This is a genomic window from Streptococcus australis ATCC 700641, from assembly GCF_000186465.1.
In the GTDB taxonomy this organism is placed as follows: domain Bacteria; phylum Bacillota; class Bacilli; order Lactobacillales; family Streptococcaceae; genus Streptococcus; species Streptococcus australis.
Window position 1 is genome coordinate 946114 of record NZ_GL636091.1, and the last position, 23385, is coordinate 969498.

The window sequence follows — 23385 nt, forward strand, 5'->3', positions numbered from 1 at the left end:
GAAAATTGATAGAAAAGAGAAGCTTCCAATGAAACGCCCATTTATTAGCAGGGAGAAATTAAAACAAATTACGGAAACCTATCCAACTCCCTTTCACCTATATGATGAAGCTGGGATCCGGCAGACAGCCCGTGCGCTCCATCAAGCTTTTTCTTGGAATCCAGGATTTAAGGAGTATTTCGCTATCAAAGCGACCCCGAATCCAGCCATCCTAAAAATCCTCAAAGAAGAAGGCTGTGGCGTGGACTGTGCTAGCTATGTGGAGTTGCTGATGGCACAAAAATTAGGATTTACAGGTCAAGAGATCATGTTTTCTTCCAACAATACGCCGGCTGAAGAGATGTTTTTTGCTCGTCAACTAGGAGCGACTATCAACTTGGATGCCTACGAAGATGTAGCCTTCCTACAATCTGTTGCGACACTACCAGAGGTCATCTCTTGCCGTTATAATCCAGGAGGGGTGTTTGAACTGGGAACGGATATCATGGATCACCCTGAAGAGGCAAAGTTCGGCATGACCAAGGAACAATTGATCCAAGCATTTATTGAGTTGAAAATCTTAGGAGTCAAACGCTTTGGGATCCATGCCCTTTTGGCTTCAAATACCGTCTCCAATGATTATTATCCAGAATTGGCCAAGCAATTATTCCAGTTGGCAGTAGAAGTGGTTGAAAAGACAGGGGTGACCTTGGACTTTGTCAACCTCTCCGGTGGGGTTGGAGTGAACTACAAACCAGAAGACCAACCAAATGATATTGCCGTGATTGGGGAGGGTGTTCGTCGGGCTTACGAGGACATTTTAGTTCCGGCCGGCTTAGATCAAGTGAAAATCTATACAGAATTAGGTCGCTTTATGCTAGCATCCCATGGCCTATTGGTCACCCATGTCACCCATAAGAAACAGACTTATCGAACCTATCTAGGAGTAGATGCTTCGGCTGTCAATCTCCTCCGTCCCGCTATGTACGGTGCCTACCACCATATCACCAATCTGGATCGTCCAGATGGAGAGACCGAAGTAGTAGACATCGTTGGTAGTTTGTGTGAAAACAATGACAAGTTTGCCAAGAATCGGGAATTTCCTGTCTCTGAGATTGGAGATCTTTTGGTCATCCATGATACAGGAGCGCATGGTTATTCTATGGGTTATCAGTACAATGCCAAGCTTCGCTCTGCCGAGATTTTATTAGAAGAATCGGGCCAAACTCGTCTCATCCGACGGGCCGAAAAACCAGAGGATTACTTTGCAACATTGTATGGCTTTGACTTTGAAAAATAGGGCCTTTTTGGTATAATAGAAAATGTGTAAATATTGAATTTAGGAGAAAAACACTTATGTCTACATTTTTGACAATTTTATTGATTATCCTTGCTTTCTTTGGTGGAATGTTGGCAGGTATGTACCTACTTCGCAAGCAGTTTGAAAAAGAATTTGCATCAAACCCACGTTTGAATGTTGAAGCGGTTCGTACATTATTGGGAGCTAGTGGTCAACGTCCAAGTGAAGCGAAGGTACAACAAGTTTACCGTCAAATTCTGAATCAACAAAAAGCATCTTTGAATACGAAGAAGAAATAAAAGCAAAACAGATGACACAATAAAATAAGTAGGGGACTTTAAGATTTTTCTTGGTCCCTTGTTTTGAAAGGAAGGCAGATGGACAATCGACCAATTGGTTTTTTGGATTCGGGTGTCGGAGGGTTGACCGTTGTACGCGAATTAATGCGGCAACTTCCCCATGAAGAGGTGGTCTATATTGGTGATTCTGCCAGAGCACCTTATGGTCCGAGACCAGCAGATCAAATTCGTGACTATACTTGGGAGATGGTTCGTTTTCTCCTAACGAAAAATGTGAAGATGATTGTTTTGGCCTGTAATACGGCGACAGCCGTTGTATGGGAAGAGGTGAAAGAAGCCTTGGACATCCCTGTTTTAGGAGTGATTTTGCCAGGAGCTTCCGCAGCGATCAAGGCGACAAAAAGCAAACGAATTGGGGTGATTGGGACTCCAATGACGGTTGCCTCAGATATTTATCGGAAAAAAATTCAAAGCCTTTCACCAGAAATGGCAGTAGAGAGTTTAGCTTGTCCGAAGTTTGTCCCTCTGGTGGAATCCAATGAGTTGCAGTCCAGTGTTACAAAAAAAGTCGTCTATGAAACATTGAAACCTTTGGCTGGGAAAGTGGATACGCTGGTTTTGGGATGCACCCATTATCCTCTCCTTCGCCCTATTATTCAAAATGTCATGGGGCCAGAGGTTCAATTAATTGATAGCGGTGCTGAGTGTGTCCGGGACATCTCAGTCTTGCTCAATTATTTTGAGATTAATCGCAGTCGCCAACTGGAGGATTGCCACCATCAGTTTTATACAACGGCCAATGCAGCCAGTTTTGCAGCGATTGCTAAGACTTGGTTGCATCAAGTCGTTCATGTGGAGCATGTAGAATTATGAACCAAAAGATATATGAATACAAAGATGCCTTAAATTGGTTTCTAGCTGAATGGGGAGATCGGAGTGACTATAACGAATATAGTGAAGTCTCTTCAGAAGCTTCTGAGCTTGTTGACTTAGTAGAATCACTAGTTGGAGACACAGACTTGGGCTTCCCCCTAAATGTAACGGTTGTTCGTTACGCCTCTAGCTTACAGTTTTTGACCTTCCTCTTTCAAATCGTAGAGGAAACAGTAGGTCGGAAAATTGAAATCGTGCAACGTCAAGGAGCTCTTCTCATTGTAGAAGGAGAGCAATTGCTCGCTGTTTATCTGCCAAAAAATGGTCTTCCACTTGCAGATTTTTTGGGCCAGGAAGGGCTTAAGGATCGCTTGCTAATCGCTACTCGTAATGAAGGAAAAACCAAAGAGTTTCGTCAGATTTTTGAGCAAATGGGCTTTGAAGTCGAGAATCTCAATGACTATCCAGATCTTCCAGAAGTCGCTGAAACAGGAATGACATTTGAAGAAAATGCTCGCTTAAAAGCTGAGACAATTTCACAGCTAACAGGGAAAATGGTCTTGGCGGATGATTCAGGACTTATGGTCGATATTCTTGGGGGCTTACCAGGTGTCTGGTCTGCTCGCTTTGCCGGTGTGGGAGCGACCGATCTAGAGAACAATGCCAAGCTCTTACATGAGTTGGCGATGGTCTTTGAATTGAAGGATCGGTCAGCAAAATTCCACACAACCTTAGTGGTTGCCAGTCCTGGTAAGGAAAGCCTTGTTGTCGAGGCGGATTGGCCAGGCTATATCAACTTTGAATCAAAAGGTGAGAACGGGTTTGGCTATGATCCCCTCTTTCTAGTAGGAGAAACAGGTAAGACATCTGCTCAACTAACTCTAGAGGAAAAAAATCAACAATCGCATCGTGCTTTAGCCGTGAAGAAATTAGTGGAGGTATTCCCAACATGGCAGAACAAGTAATCATCGTCATGAGCGATTCTCATGGAGATCGTCAGATCGTAGAAGAGATCAAAAACCACTATAAAGGTAAGGTCGATGCCATTTTTCATAATGGGGATTCTGAGTTAGAAAGTACCGACCCTGTATGGGAAGGCATTCATGTTGTTAAAGGGAACATGGACTTTTATGGGGAATACCCAGAACGGTTGGTGACGCAATTGGGTCCTACCCGAATTATTCAAACCCATGGTCATCTTTTCCAGATTAATTTTAGTTTTCAAAAGTTAGATTTGTGGGCCCAAGAAGAAGATGCAGATATCTGCCTCTATGGCCATCTGCATATTCCGGATGCTTGGAAAGAAGGGCGTACCCTTTTTCTAAACCCTGGGTCAATCAGTTTACCGCGGGGGCCCATTCAAGAGTGCCTTTATGCTAAAGTAGAAATTGATGCAGATTCCTATCGAGTTGAATTTTTAAATCGGAAGCATGAGGTCTATGAACCTCTTACAAAGGAGTTTGATCGATGATCGCCAAGGAATTTGAAGAATTTATTCTTCAAGAAGAAAAGACTTTTTTGACACCGGCGCGGAATTTGGCTGTTTTAATTGATACCCACAATGTGGATCATGCCATCTTGGTGCTGAGTCAAATCAGCTACACTCGTGTTCCTGTTGTGACCGATCAGATGAAGTACGTAGGGACGATCTCTTTAACAGACATTCTTTCTTACCAAATGAAACATGATTATTCTGATGAAGTCTTTTCATCCATGGATATCGTTCATATGACGAAAAAGGATGGAGAGTACTTAGGAAAAGAGTATAATTTGACAGAAGTCTTGCATAAGTTGGTAGAGGAATCCTTTCTACCGGTTGTTTCAGAGGATGGAGTCTTTGAAGGGATCATCACTCGAAAATCCATTTTAAAAGCCATCAACTCCCTCATGCACAATTTCTCAATTGAATATGAGATGAGGAAAAAATGAAAGAATACATAGCTAGTTTTATCAAAGAAAAAGACTTAAGTGAAAATTCACAGACGGCCTATTCTTATGATTTGGATCAGTTCGTGGATACTGTTCATAACCATGTCTCAGATACCAATCTTCGAATTTATCAAGCTTCGATTAAGGATTTTAAACCAGCTGTTCAAAAACGGAAGCTATCAGCCGTCAACCAATTTCTGTTTTATCTTTATCAGCACCAGGTTATTGAGGATTACCATCGTTTGGTCCTTCCAAAAGTCTCTGTGCCGAAAAGCCACGATCAAGAACTATTGGACTTATCCCTCTTGTGGGAAGGATCAGACTTATCCCAAGGGCGCTTGATTGCCCTCTTGATTGTCGAGATGGGCTTGTTGCCTAGTGAAATTCTTCAGTTGAAAATCGTTGATATTGAACTGGATTTTCAGGTTTTACGAGTAGGGAAAGAAGGACAGAAACGGGTTTTGCGTATCCCGGATGCACTTCTGGGAGAGTTGACAGATTTGATGACAGGGACTTATTTATTTGATAACAAGGGCAAGGCCTATTCACGTCAGTGGGGCTTCCGTCAATTAGAGTCCTTCCTATTGGAAAAAGGTTTTGAAAATCTTTCGGCGCAATCCTTACGGGAACAATACATTTTAAAACAAAGAGAACAGGGGATGGATCTGTTTAGCATCGCCCGAGAGCTCGGTTTAAAAACCCTAGTAACCCTAGAAAAGTATAAGTAATGGATATTAAAATAAAGGATTTTGAAGGTCCCTTGGATCTTCTCTTACACCTCGTTTCAAAATATCAGATGGATATTTATGAGGTTCCTCTAATTGAGGTGATCGAGCAGTACTTGGCCTATCTGACGACCCTCCAAGCCATGCGCTTAGAGGTTGCTGGTGAATACATGCTGATGGCCAGTCAGTTGACCTTGATTAAGAGTCGGCGTCTCCTTCCAAAAATTGCGGAGCAAGCAACGGATGAAGAAGATTTAGAGCAAGACCTCCTGTCTCAAATCGAAGAGTATCGGAAGTTTAAACTATTGGGTGAAAAGATGGCCCTTCAACACGAGGAGAGAGCCCAATATTTTTCAAAACCCAAAACGGAATTAGTCTATGATGATGCAGAATTGGTCCATGACAAGACCACGATTGATCTTTTCTTGGCCTTTTCAAAATTGTTAATGAAAAAGAAAGAAGAATTTCGACAAAATCATACGACCATTGTTAGAGACGAGTATAAAATTGAAGACCTGATGAATGTTGTTCGTCACTTGTGTCAGCCTGGTAAGAGAATCTTGCTACAAGATATTTTTGAGGAAGCCAAGGATGTCAACGAACTGATTACAGTCTTTTTGGCGACTTTGGAATTAATTAAAGTACAAGAAGTTGGGGCTCTTCAGGAAGAACCATTTGGAGATATTATTTTAGTAGGATTAAAGAATGAGTAAAATTGCAGAGATGGAGGCCCTCTTGTTTGTTGCAGGAGAAGATGGTTTGACGGTGAGGCAGATAGCCGATCTCTTATCCCTTCCTCACACAGGAGTAATTCAAAGTTTAGAAAAATTGGCCCAGAAGTACGAGCAGGATCAGGATTCTAGTATGGCCTTATTGGAGACAGCGTCAACCTATAAATTAGTGACCAAGTCCCAATATGCAGAGCTGTTACGTGAGTTTTCAAAGTCACCAATGAATCAAAGTCTCTCTCGTGCCGCCTTGGAAACTCTCTCCATCATTGCCTATAAACAGCCGATTACTCGGATTGAAGTCGATGATATTCGTGGAGTGAACTCTAGTGGGGCCATTTCAAAATTACTTTCTTTTGAGTTGATTCGAGAAGATGGGAAGAAGGAAGTCATTGGGAGACCCAATCTCTATGTGACGACAGATTACTTTTTGGATTATATGGGGATTAACCATCTAGACGAGTTACCAATTGTTGAAGAGACTGAGTTAATCGGTCAAGAAAGCCAATTATTTACAGAAAGAACGGAGGAAATTGATGAGAATTAACAAATATATTGCTCATGCTGGTGTTGCAAGCCGTCGTAAAGCAGAGGAATTGATTAAACAAGGCCTTGTCACTGTAAATGGCAAAGTGGTCCGTGAATTGGCGACGACGATCAAGTCTGGAGACAAGGTGGAAGTAGAAGGTCAACCGATATACAATGAAGAGAAGGTTTACTACCTCTTAAATAAACCAAGAGGAGTCATTTCCAGTGTATCAGACGATAAAGGGAGACCAACTGTTATTGATTTGTTACCGCAAGTCAAGGAACGTATTTATCCTGTCGGTCGTTTGGACTGGGATACTTCTGGTGTCCTGATTTTGACCAATGATGGTGATTTTACGGATGAAATGATCCATCCGCGTAATGAGATTGATAAGGTTTATGTTGCGCGTGTGAAGGGATTGGCCAACAAAGAAAACTTGCGCCCTTTAACTCGTGGTGTGACCATTGATGGCAAAAAGACCAAGCCAGCAACCTATGAAATTTTAAAGGTTGATCCAGAAAAGAACCGGTCGGTTGTTCAATTGACCATCCATGAAGGCCGCAATCACCAGGTTAAAAAGATGTTTGAAGCTGTTGGCCTCTTGGTGGATAAATTGTCCCGGACGCAATTTGGAAATTTAGACGTTTCTGGACTTCGTCCTGGAGAATACCGACGTCTCAATAAAAAAGAAATTAGCCAATTGCATACTCTTGCAGTGACAAAGACGAAAAAATAATGAAGAAATGTGCGATCGGCCTTGTTCGTCTCTATCAACGCCTTCTTTCACCCCTCTTTCCACCTTCCTGTCGCTATAGCCCTACCTGTTCAAACTATATGATTCAGGCCATTGAACGGCATGGTTTAAAAGGAATTTTGATGGGGCTTGCTCGGATTCTTCGTTGCCATCCCTGGAGCAAGACTGGAGTGGATCCAGTTCCAGATCATTTCAGTCTGAGAAGCCAGCTAGAAGAAGAGAAAGGTAACCATTAAGATAGAACAAGCTTCCATAAGAAGTCTCACTCAGAGCAAAGAAAAAAGTTTTGGTTTTTCCAAAACTTTTTATTTTTTATCGATTTGACCAGGTACGAGGCATAAAGAGAAGTAACATCGGGTAGATTTCCAACCGTCCTGCAATCATGGCAATCGATAGTAAGAGCTTAGAAATTGGACTAAAGATAGCAAAGGTATCCGTTGTCCCAATCATTGGCCCAATATTGTTGAAGCAACTAAAGACAGCGCTGACGACCGTCATAAAATTATTGCTATCAAAGCTGACAACCGCAATGAGGGCGATCATAATCAAGGTATAGACCACGAAATATTTTAAGATTTTATGCTGGGTATCCTTGTCTAAAGATGAACCATTGATATGAAGGGTCATCACCCGATTGGGTGATAGCATGGAACGGATTTGATTTTTTCCAATCCGAGCTAGAATTAAGCAACGAATCACTTTTAGTCCCCCAGCAGTAGACCCAGCCGATCCACCAACCACCATGAGCATGAGGAGGAGGAACTGAGAAAAGAGCGGCCAATCAACAGTGTTGCCAAAACCAAATCCAGTTGTAGTAATGACATTGGAGACTTGGAAAAAGGACATTTCAAAACTATCTGCAAAATTGTGATAGAGATGGAAAATGTTGCAGGCAATCAGAAGGGAAGAAACCCCGACAATCATCAAATAAGTACGAAGTTCTTCATCGCCGAAGAAGGCTTTGAACTTGCGAAGCATAATGTAGTAGTATAGGTTAAAGTTAACCCCAAAGACCAAGACTCCGAAACTGACCAAATAAGTGATGAGAGTTGAATGGTAGTGGGCAATCCCGTCGTTGAAGACGGTGAAGCCACCGGTACCAGCAGTCCCCATAGCAATAATAAAGCTATCATAAAGAGGCATGCCAGCACAGAAGTAGATAATCACAAAGAGGAAGAAGAGGGCCAAATAGAGGTAATAAAGGATTTGAGCTGTGTTCTTCAATTTGGATACAATTTTACCAAATACGGGACCAGGAACTTCTGCCTTCATTACTTCGAGGTGGCTGTTCTTGTTATTGTCCATAATAGCTAGGGCAAAGACCAGCACCCCCATCCCTCCAATTAAGTGGGTGAAACTACGCCAGAAAAGAAGGGAAGGACTGAGGACGGAGACATCATTCAAAATGGTTGCTCCTGTAGTCGTAAAACCAGAACTAACTTCGAAAAATGCATCAATGATGTTTGGGATTTGTCCTGAGAAGACAAAGGGAAGAGCACCAAAGAAGGACCAGAGGATCCAACACAAAGCCACAATCAGAACGCCTTCTTTAGCATAGATGTGAAAATCTTTTGGTTTGAAAAAGGAACCAATGCCTCCCAATAGAAGGAGGATGGCAATGGTTGCAAATAGGGAGATAAAGACAGTCGGACTATCCTTGACAACAAAATCGTTCTTTAGATTGAGAAGTGCAACTACAATTGGAACACAGAGTAGCATGGCTTCAATCAGAAGGAGTTTTGCTAAAAGGTAGCGAATCATACTTTTGTTCATGGCTTACCCCTCTAACAAATCATAGATTTTCGTGATGTTGCTGATTAGGGTAGTAACGATTATGCGATCCCCTATCAAAAGATGATCATCTCCAGTTGGGAAAATAGCTTTCCCGTTTCGGATAATGGCTGCGATGAGAACACCTTTTTTCAATTTCAGTTGTGCCAAAGGTTTGCCCGTCATTTTATTTTCTTCGCGAATCTGGAATTGAAGGGTCTCGATTTGACCGTTGGCAACGTGGTGCAAGGCTTCAAGATTTGAATAGCGGGCATTATAACGTCCACGGATGAAATGCATGATGGTATCCACCGCAATGCCCTTCGGTGTCACAATACTTGAAAAATCTTGCCGATCAATAATTTCCAGCAGGCTAGTTCGGTTGACCTTGGTAATATTCTTTTGAACACCTACGCTATTTAGGAACATAGAAGCGATAATGTTTTCTTCATCGACCCCTGTTAGTGTCGCTACGGCATCAAAGTTACCTGCGCGCTCTTCCATTAGAATATCTTTTGATGTCCCATCTCCTTGGATAACATAGAGATCAGGGAATTCTTGACTAAACCATTCTGCTCGTTTTTGATCGATTTCAATGACTTTTAAGTCGATCTTCCGTTTGCTATTTTCCAAAATATTTAGGAGATAGTAGGAAATTTTACCAGCTCCGATTAGGAGGAGACTTTTAACAACCTGAGGACGAATGCTATTGTGGAAATTCACAATTTCCACTCGATTTCCCGTCATAAAAATCTTATCAAAGGCTTGTAAAGTGAAGTCCCCATCTGGAATCGTTAACTGACCTTGTCGTTCGATGGCACAGATAATAATGTTTCCATATTTCTTTCTGAATTGAGAAAGGGTCATCTGGCAGAGTGGGCTTTCCTCTTTGATCTTAAATTCCATAAAAGCGACTCGTCCACCAGCAAAGTGCTCAACAGACAAGGCATTTGGGAAGTCAATGCTATTAGCAATGTAGCGAGCGGCTAGAAGTTCAGGATTGACGACTAGGGAGAAGCCGAGAATATTTTTTTCTTTAAAATAAGAATTTGAATATTCGGGATTGCGGACGCGGACAACGGTCTCTTTAGCTCCCATTTTCTTGGCCAGGACGGCAGAAACCATGTTGACTTCGTCTTGCTCTGTCAGGGCGACAAAGATGTCACAGTCGGCCACATCTGCTTGTTCGAGAATCTTAAAGTTGGCACCATTACCAACAATACCAATGATATCGTAGCGTTTGGTAATATGATTAACAACGGCCTCATCTTGTTCAATCAAGATGACATCGTGATTTTCCGCGACGAGGGAACGACAGAGTGCTGTTCCGACCTTACCGCCTCCAACTACAATAATTTTCATGAATATTTCCTCCAAAGTATGATTCTATCTTACTCTATTTTCAAAAAAAAATCACCTCTTAATAGTGGAAATAGAGCATAAAGAGCCAGATTCTCTTCAATACATGAAAGAGAATGCAAAAAAGTGAAATTTTTTTGTCGAAATAGTTGACAGGAGGCATGAAAGTGGTATACTGATACAGTAACCTCATTGATTTACCTCAAACCTGTTGTGAGTTAAGTTAATGAAGTTGTAACCACGCTGTTTGCTGAGCTTGACTCCGGGCAGTGTGGCTATTTTTTTGCCAGAAATGAGATCGTGATGAATATTGAAGAATTAGCTTACACAGAAACCAAATCAAAAAACCATGTAGTTCTTTACCAACCTCAAATTCCCCAAAATACTGGGAACATCGCTCGCACTTGTGCAGCTACCAATGCTCCTCTCCATATCATCCGTCCCATGGCTTTTCCTATTGATGATCGAAAGATGAAACGTGCGGGACTGGATTATTGGGATAAGTTAGATGTTCGTTTTTACGACAGCTTGGATGAGTTTATGGAGGCTACAACTGGAGGAAAGGTCCACCTGGTTTCAAAATTTGCTGATCAGACCTATTCGAATGTAAATTATAATGATAATTTAGAACATTATTTCATCTTTGGTCGTGAGGACAAAGGCTTACCAGAGGATTTTATGCGGCTCCATGCTGAAAAGGCAATTCGGATTCCGATGAATGATGAACATGTTCGAAGCTTGAATGTCTCCAATACCGTTTGTATGATTGTCTATGAAGCCCTCAGACAACAGGAGTTTGCAGGCTTAGAGCTGGTCCATCAGTATGATGGAGATAAGTTGAAGTAGGGCAAATGCTCTTTACAAAAGTCCACTTGTTGTAACTTTTGATATTACAAAACACTTGCAATAGCAGGTGTTTTTTGTTATGATTAAGGGGTCTTCAGGGCAGGGTGTAATTCCCGACCGGCGGTGACTTTTACTAGGAAATGGTCTTTTCCTTTTCCATACTCTAAAAGAAGTCCGCGAGCGCAAGCTGATGTGGTGTGATTCCACAACCGACAGTATAGTCTGGATGGGAGAAGACGAGAGAGGAACAAACCTGTTCTTTTTGACGATGGACTTGATGGAAATTTTGTTGATTCTATAAGAAATCAGTCTTTGCGCTTTTTTCTTGTAGCATCAGGGCTTTTTTCGTCAAGTATTAAGGAACTGTTTAAGTTTTCTTTAAAACGATTGAAATAGAATAAGGTTAAGGGAATCTTTCCAACTTCTTCTAATTTTAGTAAAAATTGGAGGAACCTGTGATGACAAATACTCGTAAACTGACCCTAGTGGCTGTTTTATCTGCACTTTCTTTTCTATTGATGTTTTATCAACTATCAATAGGAATTGATTTTTTAAAGGTTGACTTTAGTACGATTCCAATCTTACTCGCCTTAGTTCTATTAGATCTAAAGAGCTCAGTTGTGGTGATTTTGATTCGATCGGTTCTCAAGTTGGTTTTGAATGGTCGAGGAGCTGAGACCTTGGTTGGCTTACCAGTTAACATAATTGCTGTTTTAGTCTTTGTCTTAGCATTTGCAGTCATTTGGAATAAGAAAAAAACTCTAGCACGGTTTGTGATAGCTAGTCTGGTTGGGACCATTGGTTTAACCCTTTCCATGCTCCTAGTTAATTATTATTATGCCATCCCTCTCTATGCTAAATTTGTTGGATTTGACATAGCGAAGATGGTCGGAGTTGAAAAGTATCTTCTCAGTATGGTTGTTCCCTTTAATCTAATAGAAGGACTGATTTGGGCTGTTACCTTCTGGATGGTATACACCGTCGTACAGCCCCTACTTAAAATCTATGAAAAATAAACAATCTCATTTTCTAAAGGGCTCTTTTGCCCTTTTGTTATTTATGATTCTGGGCTATGTAGTCAAATTTTATCCGGAAAATGTAGTCGGAATCGATCAACCGATTCAATCGGCTATTCGCGGGGCCTTACCAGCCTATTTGACTGCCTTCTTTACCCGTGTGACAGTGCTGATGAACACACCAGTTGTCGTATCCTGGGTTGGCGTCATTGTCCTCTTCTTTGTCTGGAAGAAATGGTATACGGAGGCCGTCCTCCTCACTGGGAGTTTAGTTACAACTGGATTACTCGTGGTGATTCTGAAACACATCTATCTGCGCCCACGTCCAGCACTTCAACACTTGGTACAAGAGGGTGGCTATTCTTTTCCGAGTGGTCACTCTTTAGCAGCCACCCTCGTATTTGGTGGTTTGATTATTATTGTAGGACAACGCATGACCTCTCAAGTCGGAAAAGTCCTAGCTCAGATTGTCCTCTTCCTTTGTATGGTGACCATTGTTGTATCTCGTGTCTACGTTGGGGTTCATTACCCGACAGACGTCACAGGAAGTATGCTTTTGGGATTCGGCCTTTTACAAATGGTCTTTCCTTATTACGACCGTTTGCGTTTTGAATGGCGCTTTAAGAGTAAGCAGAAGTAAAGCATGAATGATTTATTTGAAGAAAAGGTCCTAAAGGTCGTTGCTCAGGTTCCCCTGGGACGTGTGGCCACCTATGGTCAAATCGCTCAACTCATCGGCTATCCTCGCCATGCCCGTCAGGTCGGCAAGGTCTTGGCAACTTCTACAAAAGATGTAGCCTATCCTTGTCATCGAGTCGTAACGTCTACTGGTCGCTTGGCTCCTGATTGGGAAGAGCAAGGCACGCTTCTCTGGGCAGAAGGGGTAGAACGGAAAAAGAATGGCTGTGTCGATCTTAAGAAATACAAATGGAAAGCAGAGGAGACTCAACTTTGAGTTCACTCTGCTTTTTTGCTATAATGAGGGGTATGAAATCCTATTCGACCTTAAATGATTATTATCGAACTTTATTTGGAGAAAAGACCTTCAAAGTCCCGATCGATGCGGGCTTTGATTGTCCCAATCGTGATGGAACTGTTGCTCGTGGGGGCTGTACTTTTTGTACAGTTTCTGGTTCTGGGGACGCCATCGTAGCACCAGATGCCCCTATTCGGGATCAGTTTTACAAAGAAATTGATTTTATGCACCGCAAATGGCCCGACGTCAAAAAGTATTTGGTCTATTTTCAAAATTTCACTAATACGCATGAATCCGTTGATGTCATTCGGGAGCGCTATGAGCAAGCCATCAATGAGCCGGGTGTCGTAGGGATGAACATCGGGACACGACCAGACTGCTTGCCGGATGAAACGTTGGCCTACCTAGCAGAATTGACAAAGCGCATGCATGTGACCATTGAGCTAGGCTTGCAGACGACTTATGAAGCAACTTCTGAACTGATCAACCGGGCTCATAGTTACGAGCTCTATGTAGAAACGGTGAAGCGGATTCGCCAACAGGTCCCTAAGGCAGAGATTGTTTCACATTTAATCAACGGTCTTCCTGGGGAGACGCATGAGATGATGGTAGAAAATGTCCGTCGTTGTGTAACGGACAACGATATCCAGGGCATTAAATTGCACCTGCTCCATCTCATGACCAATACCCGGATGCAGCGAGACTACCATGAAGGGCGATTGCAATTGATGAGTCAGGAGGAATACGTGTCGGTCATCTGTGACCAACTAGAGATCATTCCTAAGGAGATCGTCATCCACCGGATTACAGGAGATGCTCCACGCGAAATGTTGATAGGACCGATGTGGAGTCTCAATAAGTGGGAAGTACTGAATGCCATTGAAACAGAAATGCGTCGTCGAGGAAGTGTTCAAGGCTGTAAAGTAGGAAAATTGGAGGAGTAGCATGTTGCGACCATTAGAGATGGCCCATGATTTTCTTAGGGAGGTCATTACAGATCAAGATACCGTCGTTGATGCGACCATGGGCAATGGCCATGATACCCTTTTCTTGGCTAAACTAGCCAAAGAAGTTTATGCATTTGATATTCAAGAGCAGGCCTTGGTCCATACGCAGAAGCGCTTGGAAGAAGCAGGACTTTCCAATGCCCGCCTTCTTTTAAAGGGGCATGAAGAAGCAGATCACTATGTAAACCAGGTCAAGGCCGCTATCTTCAACTTAGGATATCTTCCTTCAGCAGACAAGTCGATTATTACCCAGCCTAAAACAACGATCCAAGCCATTGATAAACTCTGTCACCGCTTGATCAAGGGAGGGCGAATGGCCATCATGATCTATTATGGTCATGAGGGTGGGGAACTAGAAAAAGATGCAGTCTTGGAGTTTGTCTCCCAACTTCCTCAACAAGAATTTACGGTCACTAGTTACCGGACCCTGAACCAGATCAATCATCCCCCATTTTTGGTCATGATCGAAAAATTAGAAAGTTACCGTCATGGATAAAGAATTTTTAAAAAATAAAATTGATGCTCTTCGTCACGATTTTGTGGAATCCACCTCTCATGAACGTGCAGTCGGTTTTTTGGATGAAGCACGGATGAGCAAAAAGATGATCAAAATCAAGAAGAAGCTGGTCTCCCTTGAAATGGAACGTTGCCAGAAGAAAATTGAGCACAAGGATCTGACAAAGATTGATCAAAAGATCCAAGAACAGAAGCAACTCTTTGAGGACTGTTGTAACCAACGATCAGGAGGATAAGGGATGGAGATTCTTGTATATGCCATTGTCTTTTCCCTGATCCTGATTGTCTCCAATGCGACCAATAAGTTGATTCCTACCTTGCCCCTCCCCTTGATCCAGATCGTCCTTGGGATTGGGATTGGCTTTCTCTTACCCAATTCGGAGTATCACTTAGATACCGAACTCTTTTTGGCCTTGGTTATTGGACCATTACTCTTTCGAGAAGCAGAAGAAGCAGACATTACCTCGATTCTCAAGCACTGGCGCATTATTGCCTTTTTAATCTTCCCAGTCATTTTTATTTCGACCCTTAGCTTGGGCTGGATGGCTCATGTCATGTGGATGGGAATTCCTTTGGCTGCTTGTATGGCAGTTGGGGCAGCGCTCGGTCCGACAGATTTAGTGGCCTTTGCCTCTCTATCGGAACGCTTTTCCTTTCCAAAACGAATCTCCAACATTCTAAAAGGAGAGGGCTTGCTCAACGATGCTTCAGGCTTGGTCGCCTTTCGTGTGGCACTGGCTGCATGGACCACTGGAGTATTTTCCTTGGGCCAAGCTAGTTGGGACTTGGCTATCTCCATTTTAGGCGGTTTTGCGGTAGGGATAGTGACAGCAGCTATCAACCGTGGGCTTCAAAAATTACTGCTCAGTGTTCGGGCAACAGATATTGCCAGTGAACTCATTTTAGAATTGAGTCTTCCTTTGTTAACCTTCTTTATCGCAGAAGAGATCCATGTGTCGGGGATTATTGCGGTGGTTGTGGCTGGAATTCTAAAGGCTAGTCGGTTTAAGAAAATTACCCTACTAGAAGCCAAAGTCGATACGGTCACGCATACGGTTTGGAATACAGTCAATTTTGTCCTCAACGGTTCTGTCTTTGTCCTCTTGGGGATGGAGCTAGAGATGATCTCTGAGCCAATTCTTAGGACTCCCTTTTACAACAATCTGCTCTTGATTGTGACTGTTCTCTTATTGACGGGACTCTTGTTCCTGATTCGCTTTTTGATGGTGTATGGATTTTACTGGTACAGGGGTTTCCAATTGAAAAAATCCATTGACAAGTATCTGAAAGATGCCCTCTTATTGACCTTTTCAGGAGTCAAAGGAACGGTGTCTATTGCGACCATCCTCTTGATACCGACGCATTTAGAAGCAGAGTATCCTGTTCTTTTGTTTTTAGTAGCAGGGGTCACTTTGTGTAGTTTCTTACTCGGCCTTCTCATCCTACCAAAACTATCCGAAGACAAAGAGGAATCCAATGATCATTTGATGCACATTGCAATCTTGAACGATGTCGTCATGCTATTGGAAAAAGAGTTGACGGTGACCAAGCAGAAGGGTCCTTTGTATGCGGCGATTGATAATTATCATGGGCGGATAGAAAATATGATTCTCAGTCAGGAGGATAAGGCGACTCAAAGAGACTGGGAACAACTGAAACTCCTTATTCTTAGTATCGAGAATGATGGTTTGGAACAGGCTTATGAAGAAGGAAAGATTCGAGATAGAAGTTACCATGTCTATCAACGTTATCTTCGATCCATGGAGCAGAAGGTCAACCGCAATCTGTCATCCCGCCTGACCTATTATTTCTTGGTACTCTTTCGCTTGCTCCGACTGCTTTTGCACGAGCTTGTGACCTTTGGATCAGGTATTCGGGCATGGAAAAACGGAGAGAATTACAAGCTCGAAGCCATTGACTATGACCAGATTGCTGCCTTGTATTTGGCCAATACAGAAATTATTATCGAGAGTTTGGAAAACCTAAAAGGGGTTTATCGCAGTAGCTTGGTTTCTTTCCTTCAAGAATCACGCTTGCGTGAAACGTCTTTGATTACCAGTGGAGCCTTTGTAGAGCGGGTTATCAATCGGATCAAGCCCAATAATATTGATGAGATGCTAAGAGGTTATTACCTGGAGAGAAAACTCATTTTTGAATATGAGGAACAGCATTTGATTTCGGCCAAGTATGCGCGTCGCATGCGGCAAAATGTCAATGAATTGGAAAACTATTCCTTAAGAGAAAGTGCCAACACTCTTCCTTATGATATGATCAATTACGCTCGAAATCGATAAAAATGATTTTCAGCTAAATAGAAGAAAAGAGATTGGTGACGCTTGTCCCAATCTCTTTGTTTTGTATCTTAGCAGACTATTGATTACTGGTCTGGTTGAATGTAATAGCGGTCCTCTCCGATTGGAATTAGCTGGACTTGTCCTCCATAAAAGTCTGATAGAGTTGCTTGGGTGAGGATTTCCTTCTTAGGTCCTTGAGCAAAACTTTGTCCGTCTTTGAGGAGAAGGACATGGCTAAAGGACTTGGTGATTTCCTCTGCATGGTGGGTGACAAAGAGAATGGTCGGTGCCTTTTCCATCTGTTTGATCTGGTGGATCAGTTGAAAAATCGCTTCCCGAGCAAACAAGTCGAGCCCACTTGAGGCTTCGTCAAAGATAAGAAGATCGGGTTCTTCCATGAGACTGCGGGCGATAAGAATCGTCTGTTTTTCCCCTTGAGAGAGAGTCCGGTATTTTCGCCCGATTAAAGAAGCAACACTGATGCGACGCAACATGGATCGTGCTTCATCGAGTTCTTTCTCTCCATAAGTTGTATAGAGAATGCTACTCTTGTATTTCCCAGTGAGGACGATTTCTTCCGGAGAAAGAGATTCGGGAATACGCTCAGAAATAAAGGAGCTGACCACTCCGATTCGCTTGCGGAGCTCAGGAATGCCCCCTTGTCCAAATTGTGTCCCGAGAACGGAAACCTCTCCTTCCGTTTTCCAATATTCCGCCATTAAGAGACGAAGTAGGGTTGATTTGCCAGCACCATTTAGTCCAAGGATGGCCCAGGTTTCCCCCTTATTGACGGTCCAATTCAAACGGGAAAGGAGGTTTTTTCCTTCTTTTCTGAGAGTGACGTCTTTCAGTTCAATTAAGCTATCTTTCATCTTTTTAACCTTCATAAAAATATTCTCTATTTTACCATAAATATGATAAAATAGCAGATAGGAGGAAAGGGATGTTTCATAAAAGTAAATTATTTTTCTGGACCTGTGAAGTCCTATTATTAACGATTATATTCTATATTTGGGGAAGTATGGGAAGCCTCATTTCTCCATTTGTATCTGTTCTGAATACCATTATTCTTCCATTTTTGATTGCTGGTTTCTTGTATTATATCACCAACCCAATCGTAGAATTTTTGGAAAAGAAATTTCATCTGAATCGAATTTTGGGCATTCTATTAACCTTGGTAACCCTTTTTGGATTGATTATTTATGGGATTGTTTATATCTTGCCTATTTTGATCAACCAGTTGACAAGCTTGATTAATTCAACCCAAGGTTTGTATTGGGAAGTGCAAAGTTTTGTAACGAAGTTATCTAAGAATCCAGCCTTTCAGAGTATCAATATACAATCGACCATTCAGCAACTAAACCTATCTTATGTAGATATTCTACAGAATATCTTGAATAGTGTGACCAATAGTCTGGGTAGTGTGGTATCGACAATTGTCAATACGCTCTTTATTCTCGTCATGACCCCAATTTTCTTGGTTTATTTCTTGATAGATGGGAAAAAATTGCTACCGATGTTGGAGCGGACTATCCTGAAGAATGACCGACGGAATATTACCTCTCTCTTAGTGAGCCTCAACCAAACGGTTTCTCGCTATATTAGTGGAATTTCTATTGATGCCTTGATTATTGGAACTCTAGCCTTTATTGGATACAGTTTTATCGGTTTGAAGTATGCCTTGGTCTTTGCGATTTTCTCAGCCTTGGCCAACCTCATTCCTTATATTGGACCGACGATCGGCTTGATTCCCATGGTGGTCACTTATGCTTTTACCGATTTCAATATGATGGTTAAAGCAGTCATCTTCATGTTGATTGTTCAACAAATCGATGGAAACATCCTTTATCCACGGATTGTGGGAGGCGTAATGAAGGTGCATCCTATTACGATTATGGTTCTCTTGCTCTTGTCTAGTAACATCTACGGGGTCATTGGAATGATTGTGGCGATCCCGGTCTATTCGATTGGTAAAGAGATTGTAAAATTCCTTGCAGCCTTGTATGAAAATCATAAAAAGACACAGAAGCAGCGCAAGCAGGAAGAATTTGGGATTATCAATAAATCCTAACAGAATAACCTAGAAGGGAATGGGCAACCATTCCTTTTTGAATATAGATTGAGAAAGGGTAGGCTATGTTTTTGTATCGTGAACTTTTACCTTTTCTTTAGAAAATATGTTATAATGAATTAGTGATGATACAAAATCAAGGAGTTTCTATAAGATGATAGAATTGCTTGCCAAAAAGCAGCGACGCCAAATGCGTTTGCTAGAAACATTAATTCGAGAGAAGCGCTGGTTTCATTTGAAGGAACTCGCTGAAATGTTAGATTGTACAGAACGGTCATTGAAGGAGGATCTTTCAAATTTACGAACGGTCTTTAATGAGTTTTTGATTGAGTCTTCGACAAATGGCATTAAGATCAGCTATGACGATTCGATTGGGATTGAGGTGGTCTACCATCACTTCTTTAAAGAATCTACAGCTTTCTCCCTCTTGGAATACTTGTTCTTCCATAAGGACGTTTCCAGTGACTTAATTTGTAGACGGTATGATCTCAGCCAACAGTCATTTTATCGCTTGATTCGAAATATCAACCAAATTATTCAGGAAAAGTACAATATACGAATCACCTTGAATCCTTTAAATGTCGTGGGGGACGAAGTCGATATTCGCTTTTTCTATTCCCAGTATTTTGCAGAGCGGTATTATTATTTAGAGTGGCCATTTCCAGATATTAGAGAGCAAGTCATTATTGATTTCATCACCTTCTTCTATAAACTGACAGAAATCCCACTGACTTATTCGATCTTCCATTCTTATAAAATTATGCTGACGGTCTACCTTTACCGGATTAAGCAAGGGTATCGAATTGAAGGGGCCAATAATTTTGAACAATACGCCTATCTCTATCAAGAGCTCCCAAAAATCAATGAGATGCTTCGTTATTTTGGTTTGCAGCTGGGTGTAGAATTTAACGAAGAAATCATAGAACAGCTCTTTATTATCTTCCTACAGAAACGCTTCTATTTTACCCCACAGGATCTGATTGACTCCACTGAGGAAGATGCTGTTACAAAAAAATCCTATATTTTAGCCTCTCAATTTCTTGATCACCTGAGTGAATCTTATGGTTTAGAACTTGAGAATTATGAAGAGATGATTATGCATATTCACAACACCGCCTATTTGGAGCGGCGTGAAATCTTTGGTGAATTTCTTCTCTATGATACCAAGAGCTATACCAATGAGGATTATCGAACCCTCTTCCCTAAATTTTATCAGGATGTTGAAACAGGTTTGTATCACTATCTCAAAGAGATGGGCTTTCATGAAAATCCTGAAAACCTCAAGCATCAGATTTATACCGTATTTTCACATTGGGAAAATCTATTGCCTCAACTATTAAGGAGACGGACAGCTGTCAAGGTCTTAATCATTAGCCGATACGATGACCACCATGCCAAGTCCATGATTGATTTCTTAAAATTCTATTGTACGGATAACTTTGAGTTTTCACAGGTCATCAAGCATGACTTTAATCTTCATGAACTAGAGCACACCGAATATGATGTCATTGTTGCCAACTTTATGATTCCGGATATAAAAGGTAAAAAATTTATTTGTACAAGTAGTTTGACCCTTTTAGAACTTGTAGAAAAACTGAATGTACTCTTTTATGATTTTACACGTTATGGAGTATAACTGAGCCTTCCCTCCTCTTATAGGAGGGAAATTTTTGCGACTATGCACCATTTTAAAAAATATGATATAATGGGCATTATTACTATACATTGAGGAGAATATCCATGGAAGACCCTGGCAGTCAGGATTTAATACTGCAATTTGTTTTACTATTTGTATTGACCTTATTAAATGCTTTTTTCTCTGCAACTGAGATGTCGATGGTATCGCTGAATCGCTCTCGGGTGGAACAGAAGGCTGAAGAGGGTGATAAAAAATATATTCGCCTCTTAAAGGTATTGGAAAATCCAAACCACTTTTTGTCTACGATTCAAGTCGGCATTACTTTGATTACCATCTTGTCTGGGGCAAGCCTAGCCGATGATCTTGGGAAAGTCATAGCTTCTTGGATGGGAAATACGGAGACAGCGCGTGCGATGGGTAGTTTCCTCTCACTGGCTTTTCTGACTTATATTTCGATTGTATTTGGTGAGTTATACCCGAAGCGTATTGCCATGAATCTAAAAGATAGTTTGGCTATTCGGACGGCTCCAATTGTTATTTTACTAGGGAAAATCGTTAGCCCCTTTGTCTGGCTCTTATCGGCATCAACCAATCTGGTAAGTCGTCTGACACCAATGCAATTCGATGATGCAGACGAAGAGATGTCACGAGATGAGATTGCCTATATGCTGGCTAAGAGTGAAACGAGTCTGGATGCTGACGAGATTGAAATGTTGCAAGGAGTCTTTTCGCTAGATGAGCTGATGGCGCGTGAGCTAATGGTTCCTCGTACGGATGCCTTTATGGTGGATATCCAAGATGATACCAGAGAAATCATCGAAAGTATCTTAAAACAGAACTTTTCTCGTATCCCTGTCTATGATGACGACAAGGACAATGTCATTGGTCTCATCCATACCAAACGCTTGCTTAATGAAGGTTTTGTGAATGGCTTTGAGAACATATTTCTTCGCAAGATTCTTCAGGAACCACTCTTTGTACCGGAAACGATCTTTGTTGATGATCTCCTAAAGGAGCTTCGGAATACACAGAATCAGATGGCCATTTTGCTCGATGAGTATGGAGGAATGGCTGGTCTAGTAACCTTGGAAGATCTTCTTGAGGAAATCGTCGGGGAAATCGATGATGAAACCGATAAGGCTGAGAATGATGTTTTTGAAATTGAGCCTAACCTCTATATTGTTCAGGGGATTGTGACCCTAAATGATTTCAATGAGTATTTCGATGTGAAGTTAGAAAGCGATGATGTGGATACCATTGCAGGCTACTACCTAACTGGGGTTGGTCGCATTCCAGGTCATAAAGAACGCTTGAGTTTTGAAGTAGACAGCATGAAGAAACACTTGATCCTTACAAACGATAAGGTGAAAAATGGTCGTGTTACCAAGGTGAAGGTTGAGGTCAGTGACCTAGTCGATGAAGATGAGCAAGCGACAAAAGGTCAAGAATAAGAACATCAAATCAGGGATTCTCCCTGATTTTTTTATGCTCATTTTAGTCGGATTTGCATCTCCCATGAATTTCCTTTATAATAAAATAACTAAGTGTTAGAAGGAGATAGCAATGAAACAAGAAGAATGGTTAGCAGAGTTCGAGAGAGTAAATGGTCGACCGGCCAATCAGGAGGAAATCCAACAGGTTTTTGGTCAGTTTGGAAGTCCAGAAACACAAGCGACACAGGATACGCCGGTAAATCCAATTCAATCTCCATTTGAAGGTGCAGCACCTGTTTCCAATCAAGGACAATTTGGAGGACCCTTACCGTTTCCAGAACAAGCCACATTTGGAGGTGCGGCGCCAACTCCAGAGCAAACACCATTTGGAGGTGCGACGCCATCACCAGGACAAGCACCATTTGGAGGTTCGACGCCGTCACCAGAACAAGCACAGTTCGGAGGTCCAGCTCCGGCCCAAGCCTCATTTGGAGGTGCAAGCCCAGCTCCAAATCAATACCAAGGTGGAACAAGTCCGTTTCAACATCAAGGACAAGCTTTTGGCCAAGGTGGAACTCAGCCACAAGCTCCTGTTCAGGATTCGGCTCAAGCAGGAGCGCCCTTCGCATCCTATAACAATGCTCAGATGCAGGGAGGTTATCCAAACAATGGGCAACTGAATTACCAGACTAATTCCCAGACTAATTCCCCATATATGGGACAAGCCCCAATACCCGGTAAGAAGTCTAAGAAAGGGCTGATTATTGGATTATGTAGTCTTGTCGCCGTTGCAGTTTTAGCTGTGCTTGCCTTTTTCTTATTTGCTAAAAATCCTAATAGTATTCAAGGGAAATGGTCAGCTACTCCTGAGATGAAAAAGACAATGAAGTCTGCTTTTTCAGGCACTTTCTCTACTACATCAGATATTTCTAGTGAATTTGTAAAAGATATGGATATGATCGTAGAGGTAAAGGGGAAAAAAGTAACCATCAGTGTGATTGGTAAGATTGATTTCAAGGGAGCTGCAAAGGAACTCTATGATGATGGGGACAATGATTTTTACTCTGTTGAGGATGCCTTAGACTATATCCAGGAAAACAGTGAGAATTCCTATTTAGAGGATATGGGACTTGAAATCGATGTGAAGAAAGGTACTCTTAAAATGGTAGCCTTTGAAGGTGAGGTGGATGAAAAAGATCACCGATTCATTCAGGATGAAGATAAGAGTCATTTCCTTCGATACGATCTCAAGTATAAAATTGAAAATGGAACGCTGAAAGTTTCCGTGGATGGAAATGATTATGGAATTGAATACTCCTTTAAAAAATAAGATATTCGCTTA

At 41.8% G+C, this 23385-nt stretch carries 26 protein-coding genes and 1 riboswitch; of the genes, 23 read left to right on the forward strand and 3 right to left on the reverse strand.

Annotation, left to right across the window (positions count from 1 at the left end; all coding sequences use genetic code 11):
* The first annotated feature begins 28 nt into the window (after nucleotides 1–28).
* The 11 genes from HMPREF9421_RS04365 (at nucleotide 29) to yidD (ending at nucleotide 7352) form a co-directional block, all read left to right on the forward strand.
* Nucleotides 29–1279 carry a diaminopimelate decarboxylase gene (locus HMPREF9421_RS04365; RefSeq protein ID WP_006597295.1) on the forward strand — a complete coding sequence of 417 codons (1251 nt, stop codon included), beginning with the start codon at nucleotides 29–31 and terminating at the stop codon, nucleotides 1277–1279.
* A gap of 56 nt (nucleotides 1280–1335) precedes the next feature.
* A complete protein-coding gene (locus tag HMPREF9421_RS04370) occupies nucleotides 1336–1578 on the forward strand; it encodes a YneF family protein (protein WP_006595782.1) in 243 nt (80 codons plus the stop codon).
* 78 nt (nucleotides 1579–1656) lie between these two features.
* Nucleotides 1657–2451: a glutamate racemase gene (gene racE, locus HMPREF9421_RS04375; protein ID WP_006595783.1), complete on the forward strand. Its 795-nt coding sequence runs from the start codon at nucleotides 1657–1659 to the stop codon at nucleotides 2449–2451.
* Entirely contained in the window at nucleotides 2448–3416 is a 969-nt protein-coding gene (locus HMPREF9421_RS04380; protein WP_006595784.1) for a nucleoside-triphosphate diphosphatase, read from the forward strand. The genes racE and HMPREF9421_RS04380 overlap by 4 nt, the downstream gene beginning before the upstream one ends.
* Nucleotides 3401–3922 carry a metallophosphoesterase gene (locus HMPREF9421_RS04385; protein WP_006595785.1) on the forward strand — a complete coding sequence of 174 codons (522 nt, stop codon included), beginning with the start codon at nucleotides 3401–3403 and terminating at the stop codon, nucleotides 3920–3922. Before HMPREF9421_RS04380 ends, HMPREF9421_RS04385 begins: the two co-directional genes overlap by 16 nt.
* A complete protein-coding gene (cbpB, locus tag HMPREF9421_RS04390) occupies nucleotides 3919–4380 on the forward strand; it encodes a cyclic-di-AMP-binding protein CbpB (RefSeq protein WP_006595786.1) in 462 nt (153 codons plus the stop codon). Before HMPREF9421_RS04385 ends, cbpB begins: the two co-directional genes overlap by 4 nt.
* Nucleotides 4377–5108, forward strand: a complete 732-nt coding sequence (gene xerD / locus HMPREF9421_RS04395; RefSeq protein WP_006595787.1) for a site-specific tyrosine recombinase XerD — start codon at nucleotides 4377–4379, stop codon at nucleotides 5106–5108. Before cbpB ends, xerD begins: the two co-directional genes overlap by 4 nt.
* Nucleotides 5108–5818, forward strand: a complete 711-nt coding sequence (locus HMPREF9421_RS04400; protein WP_006595788.1) for a segregation/condensation protein A — start codon at nucleotides 5108–5110, stop codon at nucleotides 5816–5818. The genes xerD and HMPREF9421_RS04400 overlap by 1 nt, the downstream gene beginning before the upstream one ends.
* Nucleotides 5811–6380 (forward strand): SMC-Scp complex subunit ScpB, encoded by a 570-nt coding sequence (gene scpB, locus HMPREF9421_RS04405; RefSeq protein ID WP_006595789.1) that lies wholly within the window; start codon nucleotides 5811–5813, stop codon nucleotides 6378–6380. Before HMPREF9421_RS04400 ends, scpB begins: the two co-directional genes overlap by 8 nt.
* Nucleotides 6370–7098: a pseudouridine synthase gene (locus HMPREF9421_RS04410; RefSeq protein WP_006595790.1), complete on the forward strand. Its 729-nt coding sequence runs from the start codon at nucleotides 6370–6372 to the stop codon at nucleotides 7096–7098. The genes scpB and HMPREF9421_RS04410 overlap by 11 nt, the downstream gene beginning before the upstream one ends.
* The gene (gene yidD, locus HMPREF9421_RS04415) at nucleotides 7098–7352 is read left to right on the forward strand and encodes a membrane protein insertion efficiency factor YidD (RefSeq protein ID WP_006597287.1); all 255 of its coding nucleotides are present in this window, start codon (nucleotides 7098–7100) and stop codon (nucleotides 7350–7352) included. The genes HMPREF9421_RS04410 and yidD overlap by 1 nt, the downstream gene beginning before the upstream one ends.
* A 76-nt stretch (nucleotides 7353–7428) precedes the next feature.
* Here yidD and HMPREF9421_RS04420 read toward each other — a convergent pair whose 3' ends face one another.
* Nucleotides 7429–8889 (reverse strand): TrkH family potassium uptake protein, encoded by a 1461-nt coding sequence (locus HMPREF9421_RS04420; RefSeq protein WP_006595792.1) that lies wholly within the window; start codon nucleotides 8887–8889, stop codon nucleotides 7429–7431.
* Nucleotides 8890–8892: 3 nt separating this feature from the next.
* Nucleotides 8893–10248 carry a Trk system potassium transporter TrkA gene (gene trkA, locus HMPREF9421_RS04425; RefSeq protein ID WP_006595793.1) on the reverse strand — a complete coding sequence of 452 codons (1356 nt, stop codon included), beginning with the start codon at nucleotides 10246–10248 and terminating at the stop codon, nucleotides 8893–8895.
* A 300-nt stretch (nucleotides 10249–10548) separates the two neighbouring features.
* Between trkA and HMPREF9421_RS04430 the strand changes: the two genes are divergently transcribed.
* From HMPREF9421_RS04430 to HMPREF9421_RS04465, 8 genes are all read left to right on the forward strand, one after another.
* Complete coding sequence (locus HMPREF9421_RS04430) at nucleotides 10549–11091, forward strand: tRNA (cytidine(34)-2'-O)-methyltransferase (RefSeq protein WP_006595794.1); 543 nt, start codon at nucleotides 10549–10551, stop codon at nucleotides 11089–11091.
* An 86-nt stretch (nucleotides 11092–11177) separates the two neighbouring features.
* A riboswitch (FMN riboswitch) is annotated at nucleotides 11178–11333 on the forward strand.
* A gap of 216 nt (nucleotides 11334–11549) precedes the next feature.
* Nucleotides 11550–12107: an ECF transporter S component gene (locus tag HMPREF9421_RS04435; protein ID WP_006595795.1), complete on the forward strand. Its 558-nt coding sequence runs from the start codon at nucleotides 11550–11552 to the stop codon at nucleotides 12105–12107.
* On the forward strand, nucleotides 12097–12747 hold the full coding sequence (locus tag HMPREF9421_RS04440) for a phosphatase PAP2 family protein (RefSeq protein ID WP_006595796.1): 651 nt from the start codon (nucleotides 12097–12099) through the stop codon (nucleotides 12745–12747). Before HMPREF9421_RS04435 ends, HMPREF9421_RS04440 begins: the two co-directional genes overlap by 11 nt.
* Nucleotides 12748–12750: 3 nt before the next feature.
* Nucleotides 12751–13062 (forward strand): MGMT family protein, encoded by a 312-nt coding sequence (locus tag HMPREF9421_RS04445; RefSeq protein ID WP_006595797.1) that lies wholly within the window; start codon nucleotides 12751–12753, stop codon nucleotides 13060–13062.
* 23 nt (nucleotides 13063–13085) lie between these two features.
* Nucleotides 13086–14027, forward strand: coding sequence for a tRNA modification radical SAM protein MnmL/YtqA (gene mnmL / locus HMPREF9421_RS04450; protein WP_006595798.1), 942 nt, complete (start codon nucleotides 13086–13088; stop codon nucleotides 14025–14027).
* 1 nt (nucleotide 14028) lies between these two features.
* Complete coding sequence (mnmM, locus tag HMPREF9421_RS04455; protein WP_006595799.1) at nucleotides 14029–14586, forward strand: tRNA 5-(aminomethyl)-2-thiouridylate-methyltransferase MnmM; 558 nt, start codon at nucleotides 14029–14031, stop codon at nucleotides 14584–14586.
* The gene (locus tag HMPREF9421_RS04460) at nucleotides 14579–14842 is read left to right on the forward strand and encodes a hypothetical protein (RefSeq protein WP_006595800.1); all 264 of its coding nucleotides are present in this window, start codon (nucleotides 14579–14581) and stop codon (nucleotides 14840–14842) included. Before mnmM ends, HMPREF9421_RS04460 begins: the two co-directional genes overlap by 8 nt.
* Before the next feature lie 3 nt (nucleotides 14843–14845).
* Nucleotides 14846–16900, forward strand: a complete 2055-nt coding sequence (locus tag HMPREF9421_RS04465) for a cation:proton antiporter (protein ID WP_006595801.1) — start codon at nucleotides 14846–14848, stop codon at nucleotides 16898–16900.
* 83 nt (nucleotides 16901–16983) lie between these two features.
* On the opposite strand, the gene HMPREF9421_RS04470 is transcribed toward HMPREF9421_RS04465, so the two are convergent.
* Nucleotides 16984–17787, reverse strand: a complete 804-nt coding sequence (locus HMPREF9421_RS04470) for an ABC transporter ATP-binding protein (protein ID WP_006595802.1) — start codon at nucleotides 17785–17787, stop codon at nucleotides 16984–16986.
* 56 nt (nucleotides 17788–17843) lie between these two features.
* On the opposite strand from HMPREF9421_RS04470, the gene HMPREF9421_RS04475 reads away from it, so the two are divergent.
* The 4 genes from HMPREF9421_RS04475 to HMPREF9421_RS04490 all read left to right on the forward strand — a co-directional run bounded on the left by HMPREF9421_RS04475 (nucleotide 17844) and on the right by HMPREF9421_RS04490 (nucleotide 23373).
* Nucleotides 17844–18971 (forward strand): AI-2E family transporter, encoded by a 1128-nt coding sequence (locus HMPREF9421_RS04475; RefSeq protein ID WP_006595803.1) that lies wholly within the window; start codon nucleotides 17844–17846, stop codon nucleotides 18969–18971.
* Between the two features lie 154 nt (nucleotides 18972–19125).
* A complete protein-coding gene (locus tag HMPREF9421_RS04480; RefSeq protein ID WP_006595804.1) occupies nucleotides 19126–20607 on the forward strand; it encodes an AcpB/EbpR/MafR family transcriptional regulator in 1482 nt (493 codons plus the stop codon).
* A 104-nt stretch (nucleotides 20608–20711) separates the two neighbouring features.
* On the forward strand, nucleotides 20712–22061 hold the full coding sequence (locus HMPREF9421_RS04485; protein ID WP_006595805.1) for a hemolysin family protein: 1350 nt from the start codon (nucleotides 20712–20714) through the stop codon (nucleotides 22059–22061).
* A 112-nt stretch (nucleotides 22062–22173) separates the two neighbouring features.
* Complete coding sequence (locus HMPREF9421_RS04490; RefSeq protein ID WP_006595806.1) at nucleotides 22174–23373, forward strand: hypothetical protein; 1200 nt, start codon at nucleotides 22174–22176, stop codon at nucleotides 23371–23373.
* The last annotated feature ends 12 nt before the right edge of the window (nucleotides 23374–23385 follow it).

What these genes read in the sequence shown, in the direction of transcription:
- HMPREF9421_RS04440 (WP_006595796.1), top strand. Translation starts at nt 12,097, where the DNA reads ATGAAAAATAAACAATCTCATTTTCTAAAGGGCTCTTTTGCCCTTTTG.
- HMPREF9421_RS04490 (WP_006595806.1), top strand. Translation starts at nt 22,174, where the DNA reads ATGAAACAAGAAGAATGGTTAGCAGAGTTCGAGAGAGTAAATGGTCGA.
- HMPREF9421_RS04400 (WP_006595788.1), top strand. Translation starts at nt 5,108, where the DNA reads ATGGATATTAAAATAAAGGATTTTGAAGGTCCCTTGGATCTTCTCTTA.
- racE (WP_006595783.1), top strand. Translation starts at nt 1,657, where the DNA reads ATGGACAATCGACCAATTGGTTTTTTGGATTCGGGTGTCGGAGGGTTG.
- HMPREF9421_RS04380 (WP_006595784.1), top strand. Translation starts at nt 2,448, where the DNA reads ATGAACCAAAAGATATATGAATACAAAGATGCCTTAAATTGGTTTCTA.
- HMPREF9421_RS04365 (WP_006597295.1), top strand. Translation starts at nt 29, where the DNA reads ATGAAACGCCCATTTATTAGCAGGGAGAAATTAAAACAAATTACGGAA.
- HMPREF9421_RS04370 (WP_006595782.1), top strand. Translation starts at nt 1,336, where the DNA reads ATGTCTACATTTTTGACAATTTTATTGATTATCCTTGCTTTCTTTGGT.
- scpB (WP_006595789.1), top strand. Translation starts at nt 5,811, where the DNA reads ATGAGTAAAATTGCAGAGATGGAGGCCCTCTTGTTTGTTGCAGGAGAA.
- HMPREF9421_RS04465 (WP_006595801.1), top strand. Translation starts at nt 14,846, where the DNA reads ATGGAGATTCTTGTATATGCCATTGTCTTTTCCCTGATCCTGATTGTC.
- HMPREF9421_RS04435 (WP_006595795.1), top strand. Translation starts at nt 11,550, where the DNA reads ATGACAAATACTCGTAAACTGACCCTAGTGGCTGTTTTATCTGCACTT.
- cbpB (WP_006595786.1), top strand. Translation starts at nt 3,919, where the DNA reads ATGATCGCCAAGGAATTTGAAGAATTTATTCTTCAAGAAGAAAAGACT.
- HMPREF9421_RS04385 (WP_006595785.1), top strand. Translation starts at nt 3,401, where the DNA reads ATGGCAGAACAAGTAATCATCGTCATGAGCGATTCTCATGGAGATCGT.
- HMPREF9421_RS04480 (WP_006595804.1), top strand. Translation starts at nt 19,126, where the DNA reads ATGATAGAATTGCTTGCCAAAAAGCAGCGACGCCAAATGCGTTTGCTA.
- xerD (WP_006595787.1), top strand. Translation starts at nt 4,377, where the DNA reads ATGAAAGAATACATAGCTAGTTTTATCAAAGAAAAAGACTTAAGTGAA.
- HMPREF9421_RS04410 (WP_006595790.1), top strand. Translation starts at nt 6,370, where the DNA reads ATGAGAATTAACAAATATATTGCTCATGCTGGTGTTGCAAGCCGTCGT.
- trkA (WP_006595793.1), bottom strand. Translation starts at nt 10,248, where the DNA reads ATGAAAATTATTGTAGTTGGAGGCGGTAAGGTCGGAACAGCACTCTGT.
- HMPREF9421_RS04460 (WP_006595800.1), top strand. Translation starts at nt 14,579, where the DNA reads ATGGATAAAGAATTTTTAAAAAATAAAATTGATGCTCTTCGTCACGAT.
- HMPREF9421_RS04420 (WP_006595792.1), bottom strand. Translation starts at nt 8,889, where the DNA reads ATGAACAAAAGTATGATTCGCTACCTTTTAGCAAAACTCCTTCTGATT.
- HMPREF9421_RS04445 (WP_006595797.1), top strand. Translation starts at nt 12,751, where the DNA reads ATGAATGATTTATTTGAAGAAAAGGTCCTAAAGGTCGTTGCTCAGGTT.
- HMPREF9421_RS04430 (WP_006595794.1), top strand. Translation starts at nt 10,549, where the DNA reads ATGAATATTGAAGAATTAGCTTACACAGAAACCAAATCAAAAAACCAT.
- HMPREF9421_RS04475 (WP_006595803.1), top strand. Translation starts at nt 17,844, where the DNA reads ATGTTTCATAAAAGTAAATTATTTTTCTGGACCTGTGAAGTCCTATTA.
- mnmL (WP_006595798.1), top strand. Translation starts at nt 13,086, where the DNA reads ATGAGGGGTATGAAATCCTATTCGACCTTAAATGATTATTATCGAACT.
- yidD (WP_006597287.1), top strand. Translation starts at nt 7,098, where the DNA reads ATGAAGAAATGTGCGATCGGCCTTGTTCGTCTCTATCAACGCCTTCTT.
- HMPREF9421_RS04485 (WP_006595805.1), top strand. Translation starts at nt 20,712, where the DNA reads ATGGAAGACCCTGGCAGTCAGGATTTAATACTGCAATTTGTTTTACTA.
- HMPREF9421_RS04470 (WP_006595802.1), bottom strand. Translation starts at nt 17,787, where the DNA reads ATGAAGGTTAAAAAGATGAAAGATAGCTTAATTGAACTGAAAGACGTC.
- mnmM (WP_006595799.1), top strand. Translation starts at nt 14,029, where the DNA reads ATGTTGCGACCATTAGAGATGGCCCATGATTTTCTTAGGGAGGTCATT.